The 17667-nt window shown below is 68.4% G+C and carries 19 protein-coding genes; 5 read left to right on the forward strand and 14 right to left on the reverse strand.

The genetic code is table 11. The features are described from left to right. Window positions 1–34 precede the first annotated feature (34 nt). Genes WKC72_RS30050 through mftA form a run of 7 tightly spaced genes read right to left on the reverse strand, consistent with a single transcriptional unit; the run spans window position 35 to window position 7660 of the window. On the reverse strand, window positions 35–1996 hold the full coding sequence (locus WKC72_RS30050; protein WP_370180611.1) for a mycofactocin system FadH/OYE family oxidoreductase 2: 1962 nt from the start codon (window positions 1994–1996) through the stop codon (window positions 35–37). Beyond that, window positions 1993–2805 carry a mycofactocin-coupled SDR family oxidoreductase gene (locus WKC72_RS30055; RefSeq protein ID WP_037244558.1) on the reverse strand — a complete coding sequence of 271 codons (813 nt, stop codon included), beginning with the start codon at window positions 2803–2805 and terminating at the stop codon, window positions 1993–1995. The genes WKC72_RS30050 and WKC72_RS30055 overlap by 4 nt, the downstream gene beginning before the upstream one ends. 8 nt (window positions 2806–2813) lie before the next feature. After that, entirely contained in the window at window positions 2814–4778 is a 1965-nt protein-coding gene (locus WKC72_RS30060) for a mycofactocin system FadH/OYE family oxidoreductase 1 (RefSeq protein WP_370180612.1), read from the reverse strand. 17 nt (window positions 4779–4795) lie between these two features. Continuing rightward, a complete protein-coding gene (mftD, locus tag WKC72_RS30065; RefSeq protein ID WP_370180613.1) occupies window positions 4796–5977 on the reverse strand; it encodes a pre-mycofactocin synthase MftD in 1182 nt (393 codons plus the stop codon). Window positions 5978–6006: 29 nt separating this feature from the next. After that, window positions 6007–7224: a mycofactocin radical SAM maturase gene (mftC, locus tag WKC72_RS30070; protein ID WP_370180614.1), complete on the reverse strand. Its 1218-nt coding sequence runs from the start codon at window positions 7222–7224 to the stop codon at window positions 6007–6009. A 35-nt stretch (window positions 7225–7259) separates the two neighbouring features. Further along, complete coding sequence (gene mftB, locus WKC72_RS30075; RefSeq protein ID WP_112302182.1) at window positions 7260–7562, reverse strand: mycofactocin biosynthesis chaperone MftB; 303 nt, start codon at window positions 7560–7562, stop codon at window positions 7260–7262. 2 nt (window positions 7563–7564) lie between these two features. Next, entirely contained in the window at window positions 7565–7660 is a 96-nt protein-coding gene (gene mftA, locus WKC72_RS30080; protein ID WP_005573048.1) for a mycofactocin precursor MftA, read from the reverse strand. A 132-nt stretch (window positions 7661–7792) separates the two neighbouring features. On the opposite strand from mftA, the gene mftR reads away from it, so the two are divergent. Together mftR and mftM are read left to right on the forward strand one after the other, a co-directional pair. Further along, a complete protein-coding gene (gene mftR, locus WKC72_RS30085; protein WP_005239471.1) occupies window positions 7793–8416 on the forward strand; it encodes a mycofactocin system transcriptional regulator in 624 nt (207 codons plus the stop codon). 38 nt (window positions 8417–8454) lie between these two features. Beyond that, complete coding sequence (gene mftM, locus WKC72_RS30090; protein WP_112302181.1) at window positions 8455–9279, forward strand: mycofactocin oligosaccharide methyltransferase MftM; 825 nt, start codon at window positions 8455–8457, stop codon at window positions 9277–9279. 5 nt (window positions 9280–9284) lie between these two features. On the opposite strand, the gene WKC72_RS30095 is transcribed toward mftM, so the two are convergent. Next, window positions 9285–10574 carry a DUF222 domain-containing protein gene (locus WKC72_RS30095; protein ID WP_370180615.1) on the reverse strand — a complete coding sequence of 430 codons (1290 nt, stop codon included), beginning with the start codon at window positions 10572–10574 and terminating at the stop codon, window positions 9285–9287. Window positions 10575–10710: 136 nt separating this feature from the next. Continuing rightward, the gene (locus tag WKC72_RS30100) at window positions 10711–10863 is read right to left on the reverse strand and encodes a DUF6226 family protein (RefSeq protein ID WP_370180616.1); all 153 of its coding nucleotides are present in this window, start codon (window positions 10861–10863) and stop codon (window positions 10711–10713) included. 142 nt (window positions 10864–11005) lie between these two features. Here WKC72_RS30100 and WKC72_RS30105 point away from each other — a divergent pair, with 142 nt between their 5' ends. Continuing rightward, entirely contained in the window at window positions 11006–11461 is a 456-nt protein-coding gene (locus tag WKC72_RS30105; RefSeq protein WP_112302178.1) for a hypothetical protein, read from the forward strand. A 19-nt stretch (window positions 11462–11480) separates the two neighbouring features. Here the strand turns inward: WKC72_RS30105 and WKC72_RS30110 are convergent, their stop codons facing one another. Beyond that, window positions 11481–11975, reverse strand: coding sequence for a DinB family protein (locus WKC72_RS30110; RefSeq protein WP_218027726.1), 495 nt, complete (start codon window positions 11973–11975; stop codon window positions 11481–11483). Between the two features lie 95 nt (window positions 11976–12070). Between WKC72_RS30110 and WKC72_RS30115 the strand changes: the two genes are divergently transcribed. Then, a complete protein-coding gene (locus tag WKC72_RS30115; protein WP_370180617.1) occupies window positions 12071–12373 on the forward strand; it encodes a putative quinol monooxygenase in 303 nt (100 codons plus the stop codon). Window positions 12374–12415: 42 nt separating this feature from the next. Beyond that, window positions 12416–12949, forward strand: coding sequence for a putative immunity protein (locus WKC72_RS30120; RefSeq protein ID WP_370180618.1), 534 nt, complete (start codon window positions 12416–12418; stop codon window positions 12947–12949). Window positions 12950–12974: 25 nt separating this feature from the next. Here the strand turns inward: WKC72_RS30120 and WKC72_RS30125 are convergent, their stop codons facing one another. The 4 genes from WKC72_RS30125 to WKC72_RS30140 all read right to left on the reverse strand — a co-directional run bounded on the left by WKC72_RS30125 (window position 12975) and on the right by WKC72_RS30140 (window position 17665). Beyond that, window positions 12975–14639, reverse strand: coding sequence for an ABC transporter permease (locus WKC72_RS30125; RefSeq protein WP_370180619.1), 1665 nt, complete (start codon window positions 14637–14639; stop codon window positions 12975–12977). Beyond that, entirely contained in the window at window positions 14636–15571 is a 936-nt protein-coding gene (locus tag WKC72_RS30130) for an ATP-binding cassette domain-containing protein (protein ID WP_370180620.1), read from the reverse strand. The genes WKC72_RS30125 and WKC72_RS30130 overlap by 4 nt, the downstream gene beginning before the upstream one ends. A 70-nt stretch (window positions 15572–15641) precedes the next feature. Continuing rightward, the gene (locus WKC72_RS30135) at window positions 15642–16328 is read right to left on the reverse strand and encodes a response regulator transcription factor (protein WP_037244527.1); all 687 of its coding nucleotides are present in this window, start codon (window positions 16326–16328) and stop codon (window positions 15642–15644) included. Then, the gene (locus WKC72_RS30140) at window positions 16325–17665 is read right to left on the reverse strand and encodes a histidine kinase (protein WP_370180621.1); all 1341 of its coding nucleotides are present in this window, start codon (window positions 17663–17665) and stop codon (window positions 16325–16327) included. The genes WKC72_RS30135 and WKC72_RS30140 overlap by 4 nt, the downstream gene beginning before the upstream one ends. Window positions 17666–17667 lie beyond the last annotated feature (2 nt).

A 17667-nucleotide genomic window follows, 5' to 3' on the forward strand; every position in this document is an offset into this window, starting at 1 on the left:
ATGCTAGGCGACGCGGAACCGGCTGCTGCTCGCACTAGAGCGCGAGCGCGACCCGCTCCCCCTCGATGACGGCGGAATGCGCGCGGCGCGGAGCCAGGGCGTCGCCGATGCGATGAACCTCGATACCGCTGTCGGCCAGATCTTTCCAGAGCCCGTCCTCCGGCTGCTGATGCGCCGAGGACACCACCCAGTCGACGGTGAGCTGCCGCGGCGCACCGGTCGGGTGGTGCAGGAGCGTGACCGCGAGCCGACCGCCGTCGACGACCTCGCACCCGGTCGGCACCACGTCCGTCACCTGCATGATGCCCTTGCCGTGCGCCCGCCGGTTCCATCCCTCGAGGTCCAGCGTGATACCGAGGTCCTGGCCGACGATCATCCCCGGTGTGCAGATCGTGACGGCACATCCGGCGTCGGCGACGAACTCCGCGACGGACGTGCCCTGATGGAATCCCAGTTCGTCGACTACCAGCACCGTCCCGGCCGGACGCGTGCGACCCTCCAACACGTCGCGCACGTCCACCACCCGGTCCGACGCGCCCGCCCAGCGCGGTCGGCGCGGACGCGCCCCGGTCGCGAGCACCACCACGCCGGGACGTCCCTGCACCACCGTCTCGGTAGTCGCGTCGGTGCCGGTCCGCACGTCCACACCGCGCCGAGCGCATTCCGATTCCAGATCGACGACGAGGTCGAGGAACTCACGGCGCCCCGGCACGGCGGCGGCCGTCCGCACCTGGCCGCCGAGAACAGTCGCGCGTTCGAACAACGTCACGTCGTGACCCCGCTGCGCCGCCGTCGCCGCGGCCTTCAACCCGGCCGGCCCTCCGCCGACCACGAAGACCCGCCTGCCGCGGACGGTCGGTCCGGGCAGCAGGACCGCTTCCCTGCCCGCGCGGGGGTTGACGACGCACCCGAGCCATCGGCCGAGCCCCATGCGTCCGATGCATTCCTGATTGCACGCCAGGCACGTTCGGATATTTGCCTCCTCGCCGGCCAGGGCCTTCGCTGCGAAGTCCGGGTCCGCGATCTGGCCGCGGACCACTCCGATCAGGTCGCAGTGCCCCTCGTCCAGAGCCTGGTCGGCCTGGTGCGGATCCGAGAATCGGCCGACACCGACCACGGGAAGACCTACCCGTCGCCGGATGGCGTTCGGGACGAACAGCGCGTAGCCGCGAGGGACGGCCATGGACGCCTCGATCATGTGGAGCGTCTCGGTGGCCATCCCGATGGACGTGTTGATGTAGTCGACCCGGCCGTCCGCCTCCACCAGAGCGGCCACCTCCACGGCCTCGTCGAGGTGGACTCCACCGTCGAACAGGTCCTCCCCCGCGAGCCTCACCCCGAGTACACGGTCCGGACCGATCGCGGCCCGCACCTTCTCGACGACCTCGAGGAGGAACCGGGCACGGTTCTCCAGCGATCCGCCGTAACGGTCCGTGCGCTGGTTCGTGGCGGGAGCGAGGAAGCTGCGCACCAGCGACGAATGGGAGCACTGCAGTTCGATCCCGTCGAATCCGCCTCGGACACAATGCTCGGCCACACGCGCGTACCCGTCGACGAGGGTCCGGATCTCCCGCTGATCGACCGCCTTGGGGACTTCACGGAACAGCGGATCGGGGACGGCACTCGGCGCCCACAGCGGCCGCCGCGAGTACATGCTCGATCCCTGGCCGCCGTTGTGGTTGACCTGAGCCAGGATCGGGACACCGTGCTCGTGGACCGCGTCGGTGATCCGCCGGTAGCCCGGGACGACCTCCGGCCGGTAGCCGGCGATCACCTTCTCGTACGGCCAGTCACCCGGATGCGTGGCGTGCTCCTCGGAGATGATCAGGCCCGCACCACCCTTCGCGCGCGCCGCATAGTAGGCGGCGTGCTGCGCGGTGGGCAGGCCGTCGACGGCGTATCCCGTGAGGTGCGCAGAGAAGACCACCCGATTGCGCAGGGTCAGCGGACCCAGGCGCAATGGGGTGAACAGGTGGCGGTACGCGGAAACGCTCACACCTTGGTGTTACCCATGTCGACGGCGACCTGACTGCCCGTGACCCTCCGCGAACCGTCACCGGCCAGCCACAACACCGCATCGGTGATGTCGTCGGTGTCGGCCAGCGGGTGGTCGGTGAGGATGGTGCCGAAACTCGACAGATAGTGCGGGTGCTTCTCGAGTATCACGAGGCTGCCGGGATCGGTGCCCATCGGAGTCTTCACCCCGTACGGGTGAACGGAATTGACCCGGATGTCGTATTCGCCCAGCTCCTTTGCCGCGGTCTGGGTGAGGCCGACGAGCCCGAACTTGGAGGCGGCGTAATTCGCCTGCCCCGGAAGTGGCTTGATACCCGCGACGGAGCTGATCACGATGATCGAACCCCCGCGACCTCCCTCGATCAGCGCCGGGATCGCAGCCTTCAGCGTCTTCCACGCGCCGGTGAGGTTCACGTCGATCAGCGTCTCCCACTGCTCGTCGGGCATCTCCCAGAAGCGGTTCCAGTTGCAGATCCCGGCGTTCGCGATCACGATGTCGAGCCGGCCGAACTGTTCGACTCCCCGGTCCACGACAGCCTTCAGTTGCGCACTGTCACGCACGTCCGCCTGCTCGGCGAGAATCTTGCCGCCCTCGGACTCCACGAGCCGCACCGTCTCGGCCAGGTCGTCCGGCGTCGCCGGTTCGTAACTGTTGTACTCCGACACCGGCCCGCAGATGTCCACGGCGATGATCGCCGCACCTTCCCGCGCCAACCGCACCGCGTGCGTCCGACCCTGCCCACGGGCAGCCCCGGTGATGAACGCGACCTTGTCGTCGAACTGTCCCATGAAATGTCCTATCTCTCGTTGACGAGGGTGAACGGATGGTGGTCGAACTCGTTCCGCCGGGATGCGGTCACGGCCAGCGCCTCGATGCGACCCTCCCGGACCGCCTCGAGCAGTGTGCGGGGGGCCACGCAGTCGCCGACCCGCACCGCATCCCTGTGGGACGAGCCGAGTGTGTCGTCGGGGAGGCGATGCGAGCAGTCGATCAGCACGGCGCACGGCACCACCGACTCTTCGGCGGTGTACCGGTTGCGGATCCGCATACCTTCGTCGCCGATCGACACGATGCGGCTGTCGAGGTGGCGCGTCACCCCGGCTCGTTGCAGACGGGTGTTGGCGTCGGCGAGGTCTCCGGTCATTCCGAGTCGCGAGCCGGCCACGGAATCCTGGGTCACGATGCTCACGTCCCGTCCCTGCGCCGCGAGCCGTTCGGCGACTGCCACGCCGACCGGCCCCCCGACCGGGTCGAAGACGACGTGCGGCCCTTCCGTCGGCGTGCCTCCGCCCGGCAAGTCTGCGGCGCCAACGCACCGGACGTGCCCCTCGACCGGGAACGGCAGCGGCCGAGGCCTGCTGCCGGTCGCGAGGATCACCGTCGCCCCCGCGCGTTCCGCAACGTCGAGTTCGGCGTCCGACACAGCCGTACCGAGAAGGAATTCGACTCCGAGCCTGCGGCATTCGCCCTCGAGCCAGTCGGTGAGTGCCTGGAGGTGTGGTGTACCCGCGGCATCCCGCACCATCCCGCCGGGCCGGGCCGACGCGTCCGCCACGGTGACGCGGTGACCGCGCAGGGCCAGCACTCGGGCCGCCTCGAGACCGGCCGGACCACCGCCGACCACCAGCACCGCGCCGGCGGCCACATCGGCGATGTCCTCGGCGGGATCGACGGTCTCGTGCCCGGCCGTCGGATTACCGACACAAGTGACGACCGGATTGCGGGGGTCGAGCACCTGGCACGTCTGATTGCACAGGACGCACGGCCGCGGCACGGCACCGCACCGGATCTTGACGACGAGGTCTGGGTCGGCGATCTGGGCACGCGTCATCTCGACGACGTCGGCGACCCCCTCGTCGAGCGCCCGCCGGGCGTCGGCCGGATCGACGACGCTGCCCTGGAGGACGACCGGGACCGCGCCTGCGACGGCCGTGCGGATGTTCCGGCAGAGTTCGATGTTGAACGCGGGTGGCCGGTGGAAGTCTGGGCGGTAGGCGTTCGCTGACAACGGTCCGCCCTGGACCACCACCAGCAGGTCGAGAGCCTCGGCAAGTTCCCGTGCCTGTCCGGCGGCGATCGACGGCGTGATCCCCGCCCAGGACGTCGCCTCGTCGCAGCTCAGCCGCAGGGACAGGACCCGGCCGGGGCCCAACTCTTCGCGGACGACAGCGAGGACCTCCCGGGTGAGGCGCAGCGGGTCGGCGCCGTACTCGTCGTCGCGCACATTGGTGAGGTCCGAATGAAACTGTCGCAGCAGCCCTCTCGGTCCGGCGTCGAGCTCGACCCCGTCCACGTCCGCCGACACGGCCGCGGCGGCCGCAGCCCGGAAGCCCTCGACGAGACTGTCGATCTCCGCCTGCTCCATCTGCATCGGCATCTCACGGGAGATCACGTCGGGAATTCCCGACGGCCCCCACAGCACCGCCTGCGAGTACGCGCTCGACCCCTGCAGTCCGGTGTGCCCCAGCCCGGCCAGCACCAGCGCGCCGTGCGGACGGCAGGCGGCGACGACGTCCCGCCAGCCGCCGACACAGTCGCACGCCAGCGGAGCGCGCTCGTACGGCCAGTCGGAGGCATGGACCGACGCCACCTCGGTGACGACGACCCCCGCGCCACCACGTGCCCGACGCTCGTAGTACGCGACGTGCCGCGGTGAAAGCGTTCTTCCCGCACCGAGGTTGGTGGGGTGCGGACCCAGAAGCACCCTGGACGGGGCGTAGCGTCCGGCCAGGGTGATCGGGTCTGTCAGTTGCGCAGACATCTACGCCGTTCGTGGGTTCAGGAGTCGGCGCCGAGCACGCGGGCGAATCCGGGCGGGATCACGACGTCGGACGGCGTGAGGTCGTGGATGGACGAGTGACCCAGCCCGAGCAGCGCCGAATCGATACCTCCGCGGAGGACGTCGAGCACATTCTCGACGCCGGCCTGACCGTTCGCCGAGAGGCCCCACAGGTACGCGCGGCCGATCATGACCGCCCTCGCACCGAGCGCGACGGCCTTCACGACGTCGCTGCCACGGCGGATACCACCGTCGAGAAGCACCTCGACCTGGTCGCCGACGGCCTCCGCGATGGCGGGCAGCGCGCGGATCGGCGCCGGGGTGCCGTCGAGGTTGTTGCCGCCGTGATTCGACACGGAGATCGCGGTGACGCCGGCGTCGACGGCACGCTTGGCGTCGTCGACCCGCATGACACCCTTGAGCATGAACGGCCCGCCCCACTGCTCACGCAGCCACGCGATGTCGTCCCACGTCGGCAGCGGCGTCTGCATCCACTCGCCGTAGGCGCCGAAGAACGTGGGCGGTTCCTGACCGGGCTGCGCCAGGTTCGGGGTGGTCAGATCCGGGATCTTGCGGGTCTTCGCGAACTCGTACAACCACTTCGGACGGGTGATGCCCTCGGGGGCGAACTGGAGCATCGCCTTGAGGTCCATCTTCTCGGGGATGGCCGGGCTACCCCAGTCGCGTCCGTACGAGAACGACCAGTCGGTGGTGATGATCAGGCCGGTCGCCCCGGCGGCACGGGCGCGTTCCATCCGCTGGATCAACACGTCCCGGCTACCGACCCAGTACATCTGGAAGAACGTCTGAGGATTGGCCGCCGTGACCTCCTCGATCGACTTGCTCGCGAACGAGCTCAGCCCGATCGCCGTTCCCCGTGCCGCCGCCGCTCGTGCGACCGCGACCTCGCCGTCGGGGTGCACCGCCTGCACACCGGTCGGGGAAATCACGACGGGCAGCGAAATCGGCTGTCCCATCACGGTCGTGGACAGCTCACGCTTGTCGGACAAACCGACGACGTGGGGCGCGAACCCCAGCTCGGCGAACGCCGCGATGTTGTCGTCGACCGTCACGCCCCGCTCGGAACCGGCGATCAGCGCCGCATACACCGACTTCGGCAGGCGCTTCTTCGCGCGACGCTGAGCCTCCGCCACCGTCTCGAAGAACGGATTCTTACCCATGGCAATACCTCTCGTACCTGGCAGACGACTTACGTCTGGTCCATGCCCGCAAGCGGGTTCTCGTCACAAATCTTGGCCGGCGGACGCACCATCAGCGTCAACGGAACCGGCGCCCGCGGAGTCCGGCGCTCGCCGGTGCGGGAGTGGTCGACACTGGATTTCGGGATCTCCCCCGCGGCAGCCAACGCCAGTTCGCCGTTGCCGATCACGCATTCGGGGTCCGGGCCGTCCATCGGCAGTCCGGTGAAGAACTTCGCGGCCATGCATCCGCCGCGGCAGGAGTCGTAGTGGTTGCACTTGCTGCACGCACCGCCGGTCTGCGGGGACCGCAGCTCCTGGAACAGCTCCGACGTCTGCCACACCTGCTGGAAACCGCCGTCCGCCAGAATGTTTCCCGCGAGGAACTGTTCGTGGATCGCGAACGGGCAGGCATAGACGTCGCCGATCGGGTCGATCAGGCACACCACCCGTCCGGCGCCGCACAGGTTCAGACCGGGCAACGCGTCGCCGTAGGCGGACAGGTGAAAGAAGGAGTCGCCGGTGAGCACACCCTCGCCGTTGGCGACCAGCCAGTTGTAGAGCTCACGCTGCTGCGCCTGCGTGGGATGCAGTTCGTCCCACACGTCCGCGCCGCGCCCCGACGGTCGGAGCCGGGTGATGCGCAGGGTGGCGCCGTACTTGTCGGCGAGGGCCTTGAAGTCGTCGAGCTGCGACACGTTGTGCCGGGTGACCACCACGGAGATCTTGGCGTCCTTGAAACCCGCCTCGGAGAGATTCTCGAGTGCCCGCACCGCCATCGCGAACGAACCCGGACCACGGACGGCGTCGTTGACCTCGGCCGTTGCACCGTCGAGGGAAATCTGCACGTCGACGTAGTCGCTGGCCGCGAGCCGGGCGGCGACCTTCTTGTCGATCTTCACCCCGTTCGTGGAGAACTTCACCCCCACCTGGTGGGCGGTCGCGTAGTCGACCAGCTCCCAGAAGTCCGAGCGAACCGTCGGCTCACCGCCACCGATGTTCACGTAGAAAACCTGCATACGCTGCAGTTCGTCGATGATCGACTTGCACTGCTCGGTGCTCAACTCCCGCGGGTCACGCCGGCCGGAGGAGGACAGACAGTGCACGCACGACAGGTTGCACGCGTAGGTCAACTCCCAGGTGAGGCAGATCGGGGCGTCGAGACCGAGTTCGAACTGGTCGACGAGGCGGCCGACCGGGGCGGAAGGCCTTTCGAGCATGGAGGTCATGGGCTGTGTCCTCTGGTACGGGTGGAGAGAGCTGGTCAGGCGGGGACGATCATGTGCGACTCGGCCAAGGTGCCGAGCGCTCGCGCATACTGCGCGGCAGTGTCGTCCCCGATACCCTGCGCCCGCAGTGCGGACCGGGCGTCGGCGTGTGAGGGAAGGGCTTCGACCACCGCGACGATCGTGCGGTTCTTCAGGAACGACAGCTTGCGCGTCCCGAAGTGGTAGAGCAGCGCCCCGAAAGGTTCGGGACGCAGCGCCACCTGCGGATGAAGCTTCCAGCCCACATCGAGATCGATACCGGCGTCGCCGGCCACTGAAGCAGAAGCTGGAGCGGACATGATCAGTACACGCCGCACATGCCGTCGATCGAGACCTCTTCCACCAGGGATTCCTCGACCAAGTCGTTTTCCAGCACGTTGTTGTCGCGATCCGACATGATTTCCTCCTACTGTTCGGTGATACGGCGCGAGCCGGAGGGATGTTCCCCGTCATAGGAGACCGTCCCTGTGACTCGCCTCACCACTGTAATGGCATCGAGTGCAGAATGACAGATCGGGAGGGGACGAAATTGAGAAGTCGTCGAAAACCATCCAGTCGGATAGGGCGGCGCCCGTCCACGACGCAGGATCGGATCAGTACCGTCGGGATCGAACTGTTCACGGAACAGGGGTTCGACGCCACCAGCGTCGACGAAGTCGCCGAGGCGTCCGGCATCGCGCGGCGCACCCTCTTCCGCTACTTCCCGTCCAAGAACGCGATCCCGTGGGGAGACTTCGACGCCCACCTCGCCGAAATGCGCGCCCAACTCGCAGCGCAACCCGACGACATCCCGATCGTCGACGGACTCACCGCAGCACTCCTGCAGTTCAACGCGTTTCCCGCGAGCGAGGAAATCAACCACCGCAAACGCATGGGGCTGATCCTCCGGGTCCCCGCCCTGCAGGCATATTCGGTGGTGATGTACGAAGGGTGGCGCAACGTCATCGCCGAGTACGTCGCGAGCCGACTCGGAACCTCACCGACCGACCACGTTCCACGGACAGTCGGCTATCTTCTACTCGGCGTTGCGATGTCGGCGTACGAGCAGTGGCTCGACGACGATTCGCTCGAACTGAACGAACTACTCGCCAGCGGAATGCAATCGCTCTACGATGGGCTGAGTTCCCTCGGCGAGCCCGACACCCGAACCTGACCCACTCCCGCCATCACCTCTCGGCAAGGTTGCCTCGAATGACTTCCACTCTCGACACACCCGCGTTCGACTCTCTCGCACCGTGCGAATCGGGGCTGTGGTCACATGGTCACGTCACAGTCGAGCGGGTCGCAGCCGGGCCGCTCACACTCACCCGTGACGGCGACCAGCTGCGGGTGACACACGCTCTGACACCCGAAGATCTGAGTGAACGACTCGTCGCCTCGGTCACCGCGTCCATCGAGGACGCCGACTTCGGTCAGGACGAATTCGAATCGACCATGGTCGGACTGGTCCGCTCCACCGTCGACGGTGCGCTCGAGGCGTGGACCGTCTACTACCGCAACTCCCTGAACGAACTGCTGGACGGCACCGCCGACTTCGCACCGATCCACGAGAAGGCGGAACAACTGGTTCGCGGTTCCGTCCTCGACCTCGGGTCGTGCTTCGGATTCCTTCCGCTCCGACTCGCCGGCGCCGGGCGGTCCGTCACGGCGACCGACATCCTGCCCGGCACCATGAGCCTCCTCGACGCCGTGGCCCCGGAACTCGGACTCGATCTGCGCACGCTCGTGTGCGACGCCGCGCACGTGCCGGTTCCCGACGACAGCGCCGACACCGTCACCGCCATCCACCTCCTCGAACATGTCGACGAAAACATCGGGGCCGCAGTGATATCCGAGGCCATCCGGGTTGCCCGCGACAGGGTCGTCGTCGCCGTCCCCTACGAGGACGAGGCAACGGCCTGCCACGGCCACATCCGCACCTTCGACACCCCGTCGCTCACGAAGGTCGGTGAATCGACGGGACGCCCGTTCGAGGTGTTCGAGCACCACGGCGGCTGGCTCGTCATCGACTGCTGACCACCTCACGATGCCCGCAGATGCGCCGGGTCCGGGAGCGGCGGCGCCGCCGATCGGTAGTGGTGCCCGGTCGGGGTGCCGACGTCGAGCAGATGGGTGCCGCCGGGGTTGTGTACCGGGCGGGCGGTCCATCCGTCGCCTTCCTTCGCGTAGTTGCAGGCCTCGCACAGCCCGGACCCGTTGTCTGCCGTCGTGGGACCGGATTCTCGGCGTGAGCGAATGTGGTCGTGATGCCGGATCGGCGCATCACACCACGGGGTGCGGCACGTCCGGTCCCGCAGGTCGATCAGCGTCCTCAGGCTCTTCGGGAAGGTGCGCGACTGCGATTCCATCGCCGTCAACGCCCCCGACTGCGGGCACGAATACACCCGCCGCACCGACGTCTCGATATCACTATCGACGGCGTCCGCCAACAGTCGCCGGGCGATTCCTGCCGGCACCGGCCCGAACCCCTGCAACTGCGCGGCCTCGTGCCCGCCGGCCAGCAAGGTCTCGTCCGAGAGCACGAGGTTCACCGCCACCGGCACACCCGACGCCACTGACGCTCCGGTGCCGCGCTCGAACAACAGGTCCACCATCAGCTGACTGCGGGTGCGACCTCCACTGTTCCCGGTGGCGATCAGGCTGTCCGCATCCCGGCCGAGCGTGGCCTGCAGGCACACCGCCTGCTCGACCGGCATCAGCACGCTCAGATACGCCATCGAATCCGGCGCCGGGCGCGTCGTGACCCGACGCTCCGACACCGCCTTGCGGTGCCGGCGCACGACCGCCGCGGCGTCGAGTTCGACCGCCAACGCTTTCGCCTGCGCGATCAGCCCGCGGTCGCCGACCCCGTCGAGAGTGGCCGGGTCCGAGCACAACCGGCGGTCCACGTTTCCCCGATCCTGCGCCGACAGGCACGCCGTCTCCCGCACCAGCAACGTGGCGCGCCTTTCGTTCAACCGGCCCGACCGCAACAGGGCCAGGGTGTGGGGCATCTCGTGCACCAGAGCCTGCGCGAAATCGAGATGCCGATCGCCACGATTCGGGGACTCTCTGCGCGCCAACGCAATCTGCGACGCAATCCCGCGGCCCCAGTCCGCCCGCGGCAACCCTCGAGCCCTCCGATCGGCACGAATATTCGTCGCGACGCCGTCGGTGATCACCGCCTGCACCGCACACCCGACCGACTTCAACGCCTCGATCGCATCGAGCCACTCGATCCCCAACCCGGCGTCCCCACCCGCCTCGACGCATCGCAGCCGCGCCGTGAACGCACGCAACTCGTCCAGATCCGCTGCAAACCCTTCCCCCACAACCAACCTCCCCCAAGGTCATTCGAAACTTTGTTCGATTCTAGCAATCGAACACGACCACAGCAATAGAAGGCTCCGACAGGTTCGTCGAACAGATGCGCGTTCGACCACCTGCCGGTACCGCACCGCGCGCGGGTCACGCGGCAGCGCCGGTCCTGGGAAGGACGTCAACGGCGACGTCGAACCGACGTCCCAGATCGGCGATCAGGACCTCGGCGGCCGGGATCAGCGAGGCGAACCGCTCCGGATTCGTCACCCGCCTATACGCGTCCTCCGGTGGGTCCGCCACACCCTCGATCTCTTTCGCCTGGGTCGGCGCTCACGGTCGGCGCCACGAAAGTGCAGCTAACGAAATCCGATGCCGCAGCGACAGAAGCACCGTACGGGCCCGATCGTCAGGAGCGGGGCCGCCGGACCCGAAGGAGTATCCGATGACCCACAGGATCCGCAGGTTCCTCGCCGGAGCGGCCGCATCGTCGGCCCTCGCCGCCGCGGTGGTCGCGGTTGCCGCTGCACCCGCCCAGGCCGAACCGTCGGCCGACTGTCACACCGGCACCACGCCCACATCGGGCACCTCGCACTGCACGGCGCAGGGCGTGCCTGATGGTATGGCTGCGGTCCACATCGGGACCGTCGAGTGCTTCGGCCTGACGCCACGAGCGATTCCGGGACCCGGGGGTGTCTCGCACATTCCGTGGATTCAGGGCTATCGCCGCGATGGCCTGTGGGTGCCGACGGGCACACCGTCGACCGGATCGTGCGTCGGCGGGATCGGTGCCCCGTGGTGGGAGGTCGGCGTCTCGACGGGCGCCTTCACCACGTGCGGACTGCAGGAGGGGATCGTCACCTACGTCAGCGTCGGCTGCAATCCGATCCGCCCCCAGTAGGGCACACGACCGCCAGCGATCACGGGATGCGGTCGGCGAGGACCTGCTCGCGGAGTATGTCGGCGTGACCGGCGTGCTGGGCGAGTTCACGCAGTACCTGCAGGTACAGCGCCCACACGGTGCGCTCGCCCCGGCCGTCGACTGTGTCGTCGAGCGCCAGAGCGGCCATGGTCCGCCGGGATGCGTCACAGCGTTCGGCGTGGGCGTCGAGCACGGATGCGATGGTGTCGGCCCGAGTGAGGGTGAACGACCGGTCCGGGGTGCTCGCGATGCCGATCTCCCGGTACGAGCGACCAGTCACCGCCTGGTCGAACCACACGCCCTCGACGTAGGTGACGTGTTTGACCAATCCGAGCAGCGTCGTCTTCGAGCGCACCAGACGCCGACGCGCCTGCTCCTCGTCCAGACCGTCCAGACTGCCGCGCAGAGCAGCCCGGTACCCGTCGACCAGTTCGTCCAACCGGCCACGGAGATCGACAGTCCACCCGCCGCACTCCGGCTCCGATGCCCCCATGGTGGGCATGATAATCGCGATGAGTTTCGGGCGCGCACGCTGTCTGTATCGGATGAGCCGCTCGACACGACTACGCCAGGAAGAGGAGCGAACCCATGGTCATCGTCGCAGGACACATCACCGTCGAACCGCAGCAGCGCGAGTCCTATCTCGCAGGCTGCGTGGGCGTCGTCGAACAGGCACGCGGTGCAGTCGGCTGCCTCGACTTCGCCATCACCGCCGACCTGATCGACCCCGGCCGCATCAACGTCTTCGAGCGCTGGGAGTCGCATGCGGCGGTCGAAACCTTCCGCGGCAACGGCCCGAGCGATGAGCAGGGCGCGGACATGCTGTCGGCGTCGGTAGCCGAGTACGACGTCGCCGACGTGCGGACCCTGTTCGGGGAGAGCACAGCGTGAATCTGCGGTACGCCACCCGCCTCGATGGTCGAAAATGGAACGATGGCAGGGGAAGCGAGCGAGATCGTTCTGAGCACGCAGGAACTTCGTGAGGTCACCGCATTCGCCGTGGAGTGTGCCGAGGTGGTCCTCGAGATATTCGAGGCCGATCAGCCGCACGACTCGCGGCCCCGAGACGCGATCACGGCTGCGTGGGAATTCGCGCGGGGTGGTGAGCGTGGGAAATCTCTGCGCGACACAGCGTGGGCCGCGCTCGCGGCAGCCAAGGGCACGGACACTGCGGCTGCGCGCGAGGCAGCGTGGGCAGCGATGTCTGCGGCAGGCGCCGCCTATCTGCATCCGTTGGCCAAGGCCACCCAGGTCAAACACATTCTGGGCGCGGGCGCTCACGCGGCCAGGGCGGCCGAGCTCGTCGCCGGTGACGATCGGACCGTCGGTGCCGGACACGTCGAGCAAGCGGTACATCGTGCGACACCAGTCGTCGTCGAGGTGCTCGGACGCTTTCCGGCGGCGCCGGGAGGCGGTGGACGGGTCGGTGAGTTGATCCGCATGCTGGACGCCGACCTCCGTCGCTGACCGTCGACCCAGCCTCCCTGTGCCGCTACGAGTTCGTGAGGTCTCGCCGACGGAACAGCACCACTCCGACGGCACCGACGACGACGGCGACCACCGCGAGCCAGAGCAGCGGAGTGGCCGTCACCTCCGCGGCGGGAACGGGCGGGACGTGCGTGAACGGCGACAGATCGCGGACCGCCTGTGGTAGCCCGAGCAGCGATCCGAGGAATCCGAAGATCAGGCAGACCGCGAGCGCGCCCCAGGAGAGCCCGGCCGACCAGGCCGGGACGCCGCCGAACGCCAACACCACCACTGCGGCGACCACCCCGATCGCCGGTACGAAGACGAGGGCGGCCCCCGTGAGGTTCACGACCTTCCCCGGCACGTCCTCGGTCACCAGACCGTATGCGAGACCGGTCGCCGCCCCGGTCAGCGCCTGGAGGACGACGATGCCGACCGTGACCAGGCCGACGTGCGCCAGAATCCACCGCGGACGCGAGACCGCTGTCGCGAGAACGGGTTCGAGTCGCCCCGCCGACTCCTCTCCGCGCATCCGCAGCAAAGCCTGCACGGCGTAGCCCGCGACCGCGATCGCCATCATGCCGAAAATTGCGGCGAAGTAGGCGTCGACCATGTTCGTCGTGCCGCCACCGAGTTGTTCCATCATGTCGGCCACCTGCTCGCCCTCGCCGAGGAAGTCGTCGATCTGGTCTGCGATCGCGCCGTACACCACGGCGAGGACGGCGATTCCGAATGCCCACCAGAACAGGATCGTCCGTTGCATCCGCCACGCCGATCCGACGGCCGTCGGCAGCGAACGGGACGCGCGGGCGGGGCCCGGGCGGGTCGGCACGAGCCCCGAGCCGACGTCCCGGTGCTCGGTGAGGGCGAAGCCGACCGAGCCGACGACGAGTGCGAACACGGCGGGCAACGCCAGCACCCACCAGGCGTTGTCGTCGTAGGGTCGGACCTGCTCGGCCCAGCCGATCGGCGATACCCACGTCGGCCAGCCACTCACCACCCGCGTGCCGTTCTCCGTCACCGTCCCCGTCATGTCCCCCACCGCACGCAACAGGAATGCCACGCCCAGGGCAGCCCCGGCCAGCCCGTTGGCGGTGCGGGCACTGTCCGTCACCTGTGCCGTCACCGCGGCGATCGCCGCGAACGCGATACCGGCACCGGCGACGGCCGCGCCGAGCGCCACCGACCCGTCCAGTGGCAGACCCGCCGCCATCAGCACCACGACGTTGAGCAGTCCGAGAGCGAGGTTGGCACCGACCGCGACCGCCAGGGCCGCGGTGAGCAGTGCCTTCCGGCCCACCACGGCGGCCTCGACGAGTTCGGCGCGGCCGGTCTCCTCGTTCTGGCGGGTGTGCCGCACGACCAGCAGGGTGGTCATCAGGCAGGCGGCCAGCGACAGAGGCATGACGATCTGACAGGCGAGCACGGCGCCGGCGCTGTACCCCGACACCAGACCGTTGGTGGCCAGCGCGACCGGCGACGCCGCGGTGGCCATCGCGAAACTGCGCAGGTCGGGCTCCGTGGGATACAGGCCGAGCACGCTCGACGCCGAGAATGCCTGCAGCGCTGCGAGAGCGAGCAGCCACACCGGCAGTTGAATTCGGTCGCGGCGCAGGGCGAGCCGCACGAGCCGGACGGTGCCCGCGTACTGGCCGCGGCCGGCCATCGCCGGCGCCGTCACCGTACTCATCGCGTCCGCGTCCCGGACTCGGCCCGCCGGTGGTTCTCGCCCTCTCGGGCCAGTTCGTCCCCGTAGTGCCGGAGGAACAACTCTTCCAGCGTCGGTGGCGTCGATGTCAGCGACATGATCCCGAATGTCAGCAGATGGCGCAGCACCCCGTCGATCGCGCTGGTATCCACCTCGCACCGAGTGTGCTGGCCGTCGACTCGCACGTCGTACACCCCCTCGACGGCATCGAGTCCGGTCACCGGCCGCTGCGTATCGGCGGTGATCGACGTGCGCGTGAGGTGACGCAGTTCCGCGAGGGTGCCGGTCTCCACGGTGCGGCCCTCCCGGATGATGCTCACCCGATCGCACAGCGCCTCGACCTCCGCGAGGATGTGACTCGACAGCAGGACCGTCTTCCCCGCGTCGGACATCTCCTCGACGCAGTCCTGGAACACCGACTCCATCAACGGATCCAGCCCGGACGTGGGTTCGTCGAGCACATACAGTTCGACGTCCGACGCGAACGCGGCCACCAACGCAACCTTCTGCCGGTTGCCCTTCGAGTACGTGCGCGCCTTCTTCGTCGGATCGAGTTCGAAGCGCTCGAGGAGTTCCGCGCGCCGGGGTTCGTCGAGCCCACCGCGCAATCCCGCGAGGAGGTCGATCGCCTCGCCGCCGGTGAGATTGGGCCACAGGTTCACGTCACCCGGAACGTAGGCGAGCCGCCGGTGCAGCGACACGGAGTCGCGCCACGGGTCGCGGCCCAACAGCGTGGCACTGCCCGAGTCCGCGCGCAGCAGGCCGAGGAGTACCCGGATGGTTGTCGACTTGCCGGACCCGTTGGGGCCGAGGAATCCGTGCACCTCCCCGGTCCCCACCTCGAGGTCGAGGCCGTCGAGTGCGCGGGTCGGCCCGAACGTCTTGACGAGATTCTCCACCGAGATCGCAGCCATGATGGGGACGCTACGCCGGTTCACGGGTGGTCACGACGGGTTCCGCGGCCCCCGCCGCGACGGGCCCGGGTCAGATCAAACCGAGTTTGCCCGCCTCGTACACGGCCTCCGCCCGGCGGCTGACGTCGAGTTTACGCATGATGTTGCTGACGTGAAATTTCACCGTCGTAGCCGAGATGAACAGCCGCTCACCAATTTTCGCATTCGAAAGCCCCTTGGCCAGGAGTTGCAGGACCTCGAGTTCACGCTCGGTGAGCCCGTCCCGCGGCGTCGTCTGACCGTTGAGCGACCGGATCACCGCCGACGCGCTGCGTGAATCGAACGCGCTCTCGCCGCGGGACACGGCGCGGATGGCGCGCACCAGTTCGGTGGTGTCGACGTCCTTGACCACATATCCGCGGGCGCCGGCGTGGATGGCGCGGACGACGAGTTGCTCGTCGAGAAACGTCGTGAGCACGAGCAAACCCATCTTGCCGTCCGCGGCGGACAGCTGCGCACACAGTGCCAGTCCCTCGTAATCGGAGGCAGCCGACAACTTCAAGTCCATCAGCACGACATCCGGCGCGACGTCACCGACGACGGCCAGCGCCTCCTGCAAGGACGACGCCTCCCCGACCACCTCGAGATCCGGCTCCCGCTCGAGGACTGAACGCAGACCCTGACGGAGAATCGCGTGGTCGTCGACGAGCACGAGCTTCACCACCGACGTGGGGCGAGCGGACCCGGTCTGGTCACGCACCGAGGTTCGTATGGTCATCGATCCACCTCACTGTCGGAATGTAACGGAATCCGGGCAGCCACCCGGACTCCGCCGATCCTGGCCCGCGCCACTTCGAGAGTCCCGCCCAACTCGGCTGCCCGGGCCTGCATGTTCGCCAACCCACGGTGGTGCCCGTCGAGGTCGTTGTTCGCCGCCATCCGCAGCAGCAGGCGCATCCGCTTGGGATCTCCGTCTCCGTCGTCGGCGACGGAGAGCAACACGGAATCGGCCGAGTACGTGAGCCTCAGGACGGCGCGCGTCGCGTTGGCGTGGACAGCCGCGTTGAACAGTGCCTCCCCCGCGATCCGCAGCAGCGCGTGTTCCCGGTCACTGGACAGCTCAGCGGGTGTGCCGCCGACGCGGACCGTGACCGCGAGCTCGTCGGGCATGTGCACGACCCCGAGTTGCTCGAGCATCTCGGGCAGGGACGTCCGGTCGGAGCCGCCGGAGTGATTGAGCGCGTAGATCGCCGAGCGCAACTGCTCCACGGCGCGACGCGTCAATTCCTTTGCAAGATCGAGCCTATCACTGCGTTCGTCGTCCGGGACACCGCTACGGCACACCTCGATCTGCATGCCCGCCGACAGCACCGCCTGCGTGACGCTGTCGTGGAGTTCGCGGGCGATCCGGTGCCGTTCCTCGTCGAGCACCTGGTGCCGGTGGGCCGCTCCGAGTTGACGCTGGGTGGATTCGAGTTCTGCATTGCGCACCGCCAGATCGGAGGCATTGCGGCGCGCCTCCGAGTACGCGTGCTCGGCCCGCTCGAGCAGCAGTTGACCCCGCTGGTAGAGCGCCGAATTCTGCAGTGCCACGGCGGTCTGACTCGCCAGGATGCTGAGAACTGCGCCGTCGGTGGTATCGAGCGTGCGGTGCTCGGCCGTCCAGGCCGCGAAGGCTCCCACGACGCCACCCTCGAGGACGATCGGCACGAAGGCGTGGTGCGCGTCGATGACGGGAGCGCCCCCGGTGCGCGCCGACCGGATGTCGGCCAGACACGTCACGACCTCGTCCGGCAGCGGTGGGCCCTCGACGTTGTCGACGAGGAACGGCGTCGCATCCGGCCCCAGGACGAGCCGGCGCGGGCCGGCGTCGGGCAGCATGCCGTCGGCGAGGGCGAACGCGACCCAGCGCGCGTCCAGGTGCGCCCGTGCCGCCTCGGCGACCGCGCAGATGAGGGTCTCGGGGCCCTCCACTGTGCGGACGAGGGCCCGCGAGATGAGTTCCAGAGCATGGACGACACGTTCGAGACGTTCCGCGGCGCCACGATATTGGGGGTAGAACGTCGGCTTGCCGGACCGCAGTCCGGTGAGCGTCGACAGGTCCGGGGCGTTCATGC

The sequence above is a fragment of the Rhodococcus wratislaviensis genome, assembly GCF_041228765.1.
GTDB classification, from domain to species: domain Bacteria; phylum Actinomycetota; class Actinomycetes; order Mycobacteriales; family Mycobacteriaceae; genus Rhodococcus_F; species Rhodococcus_F wratislaviensis.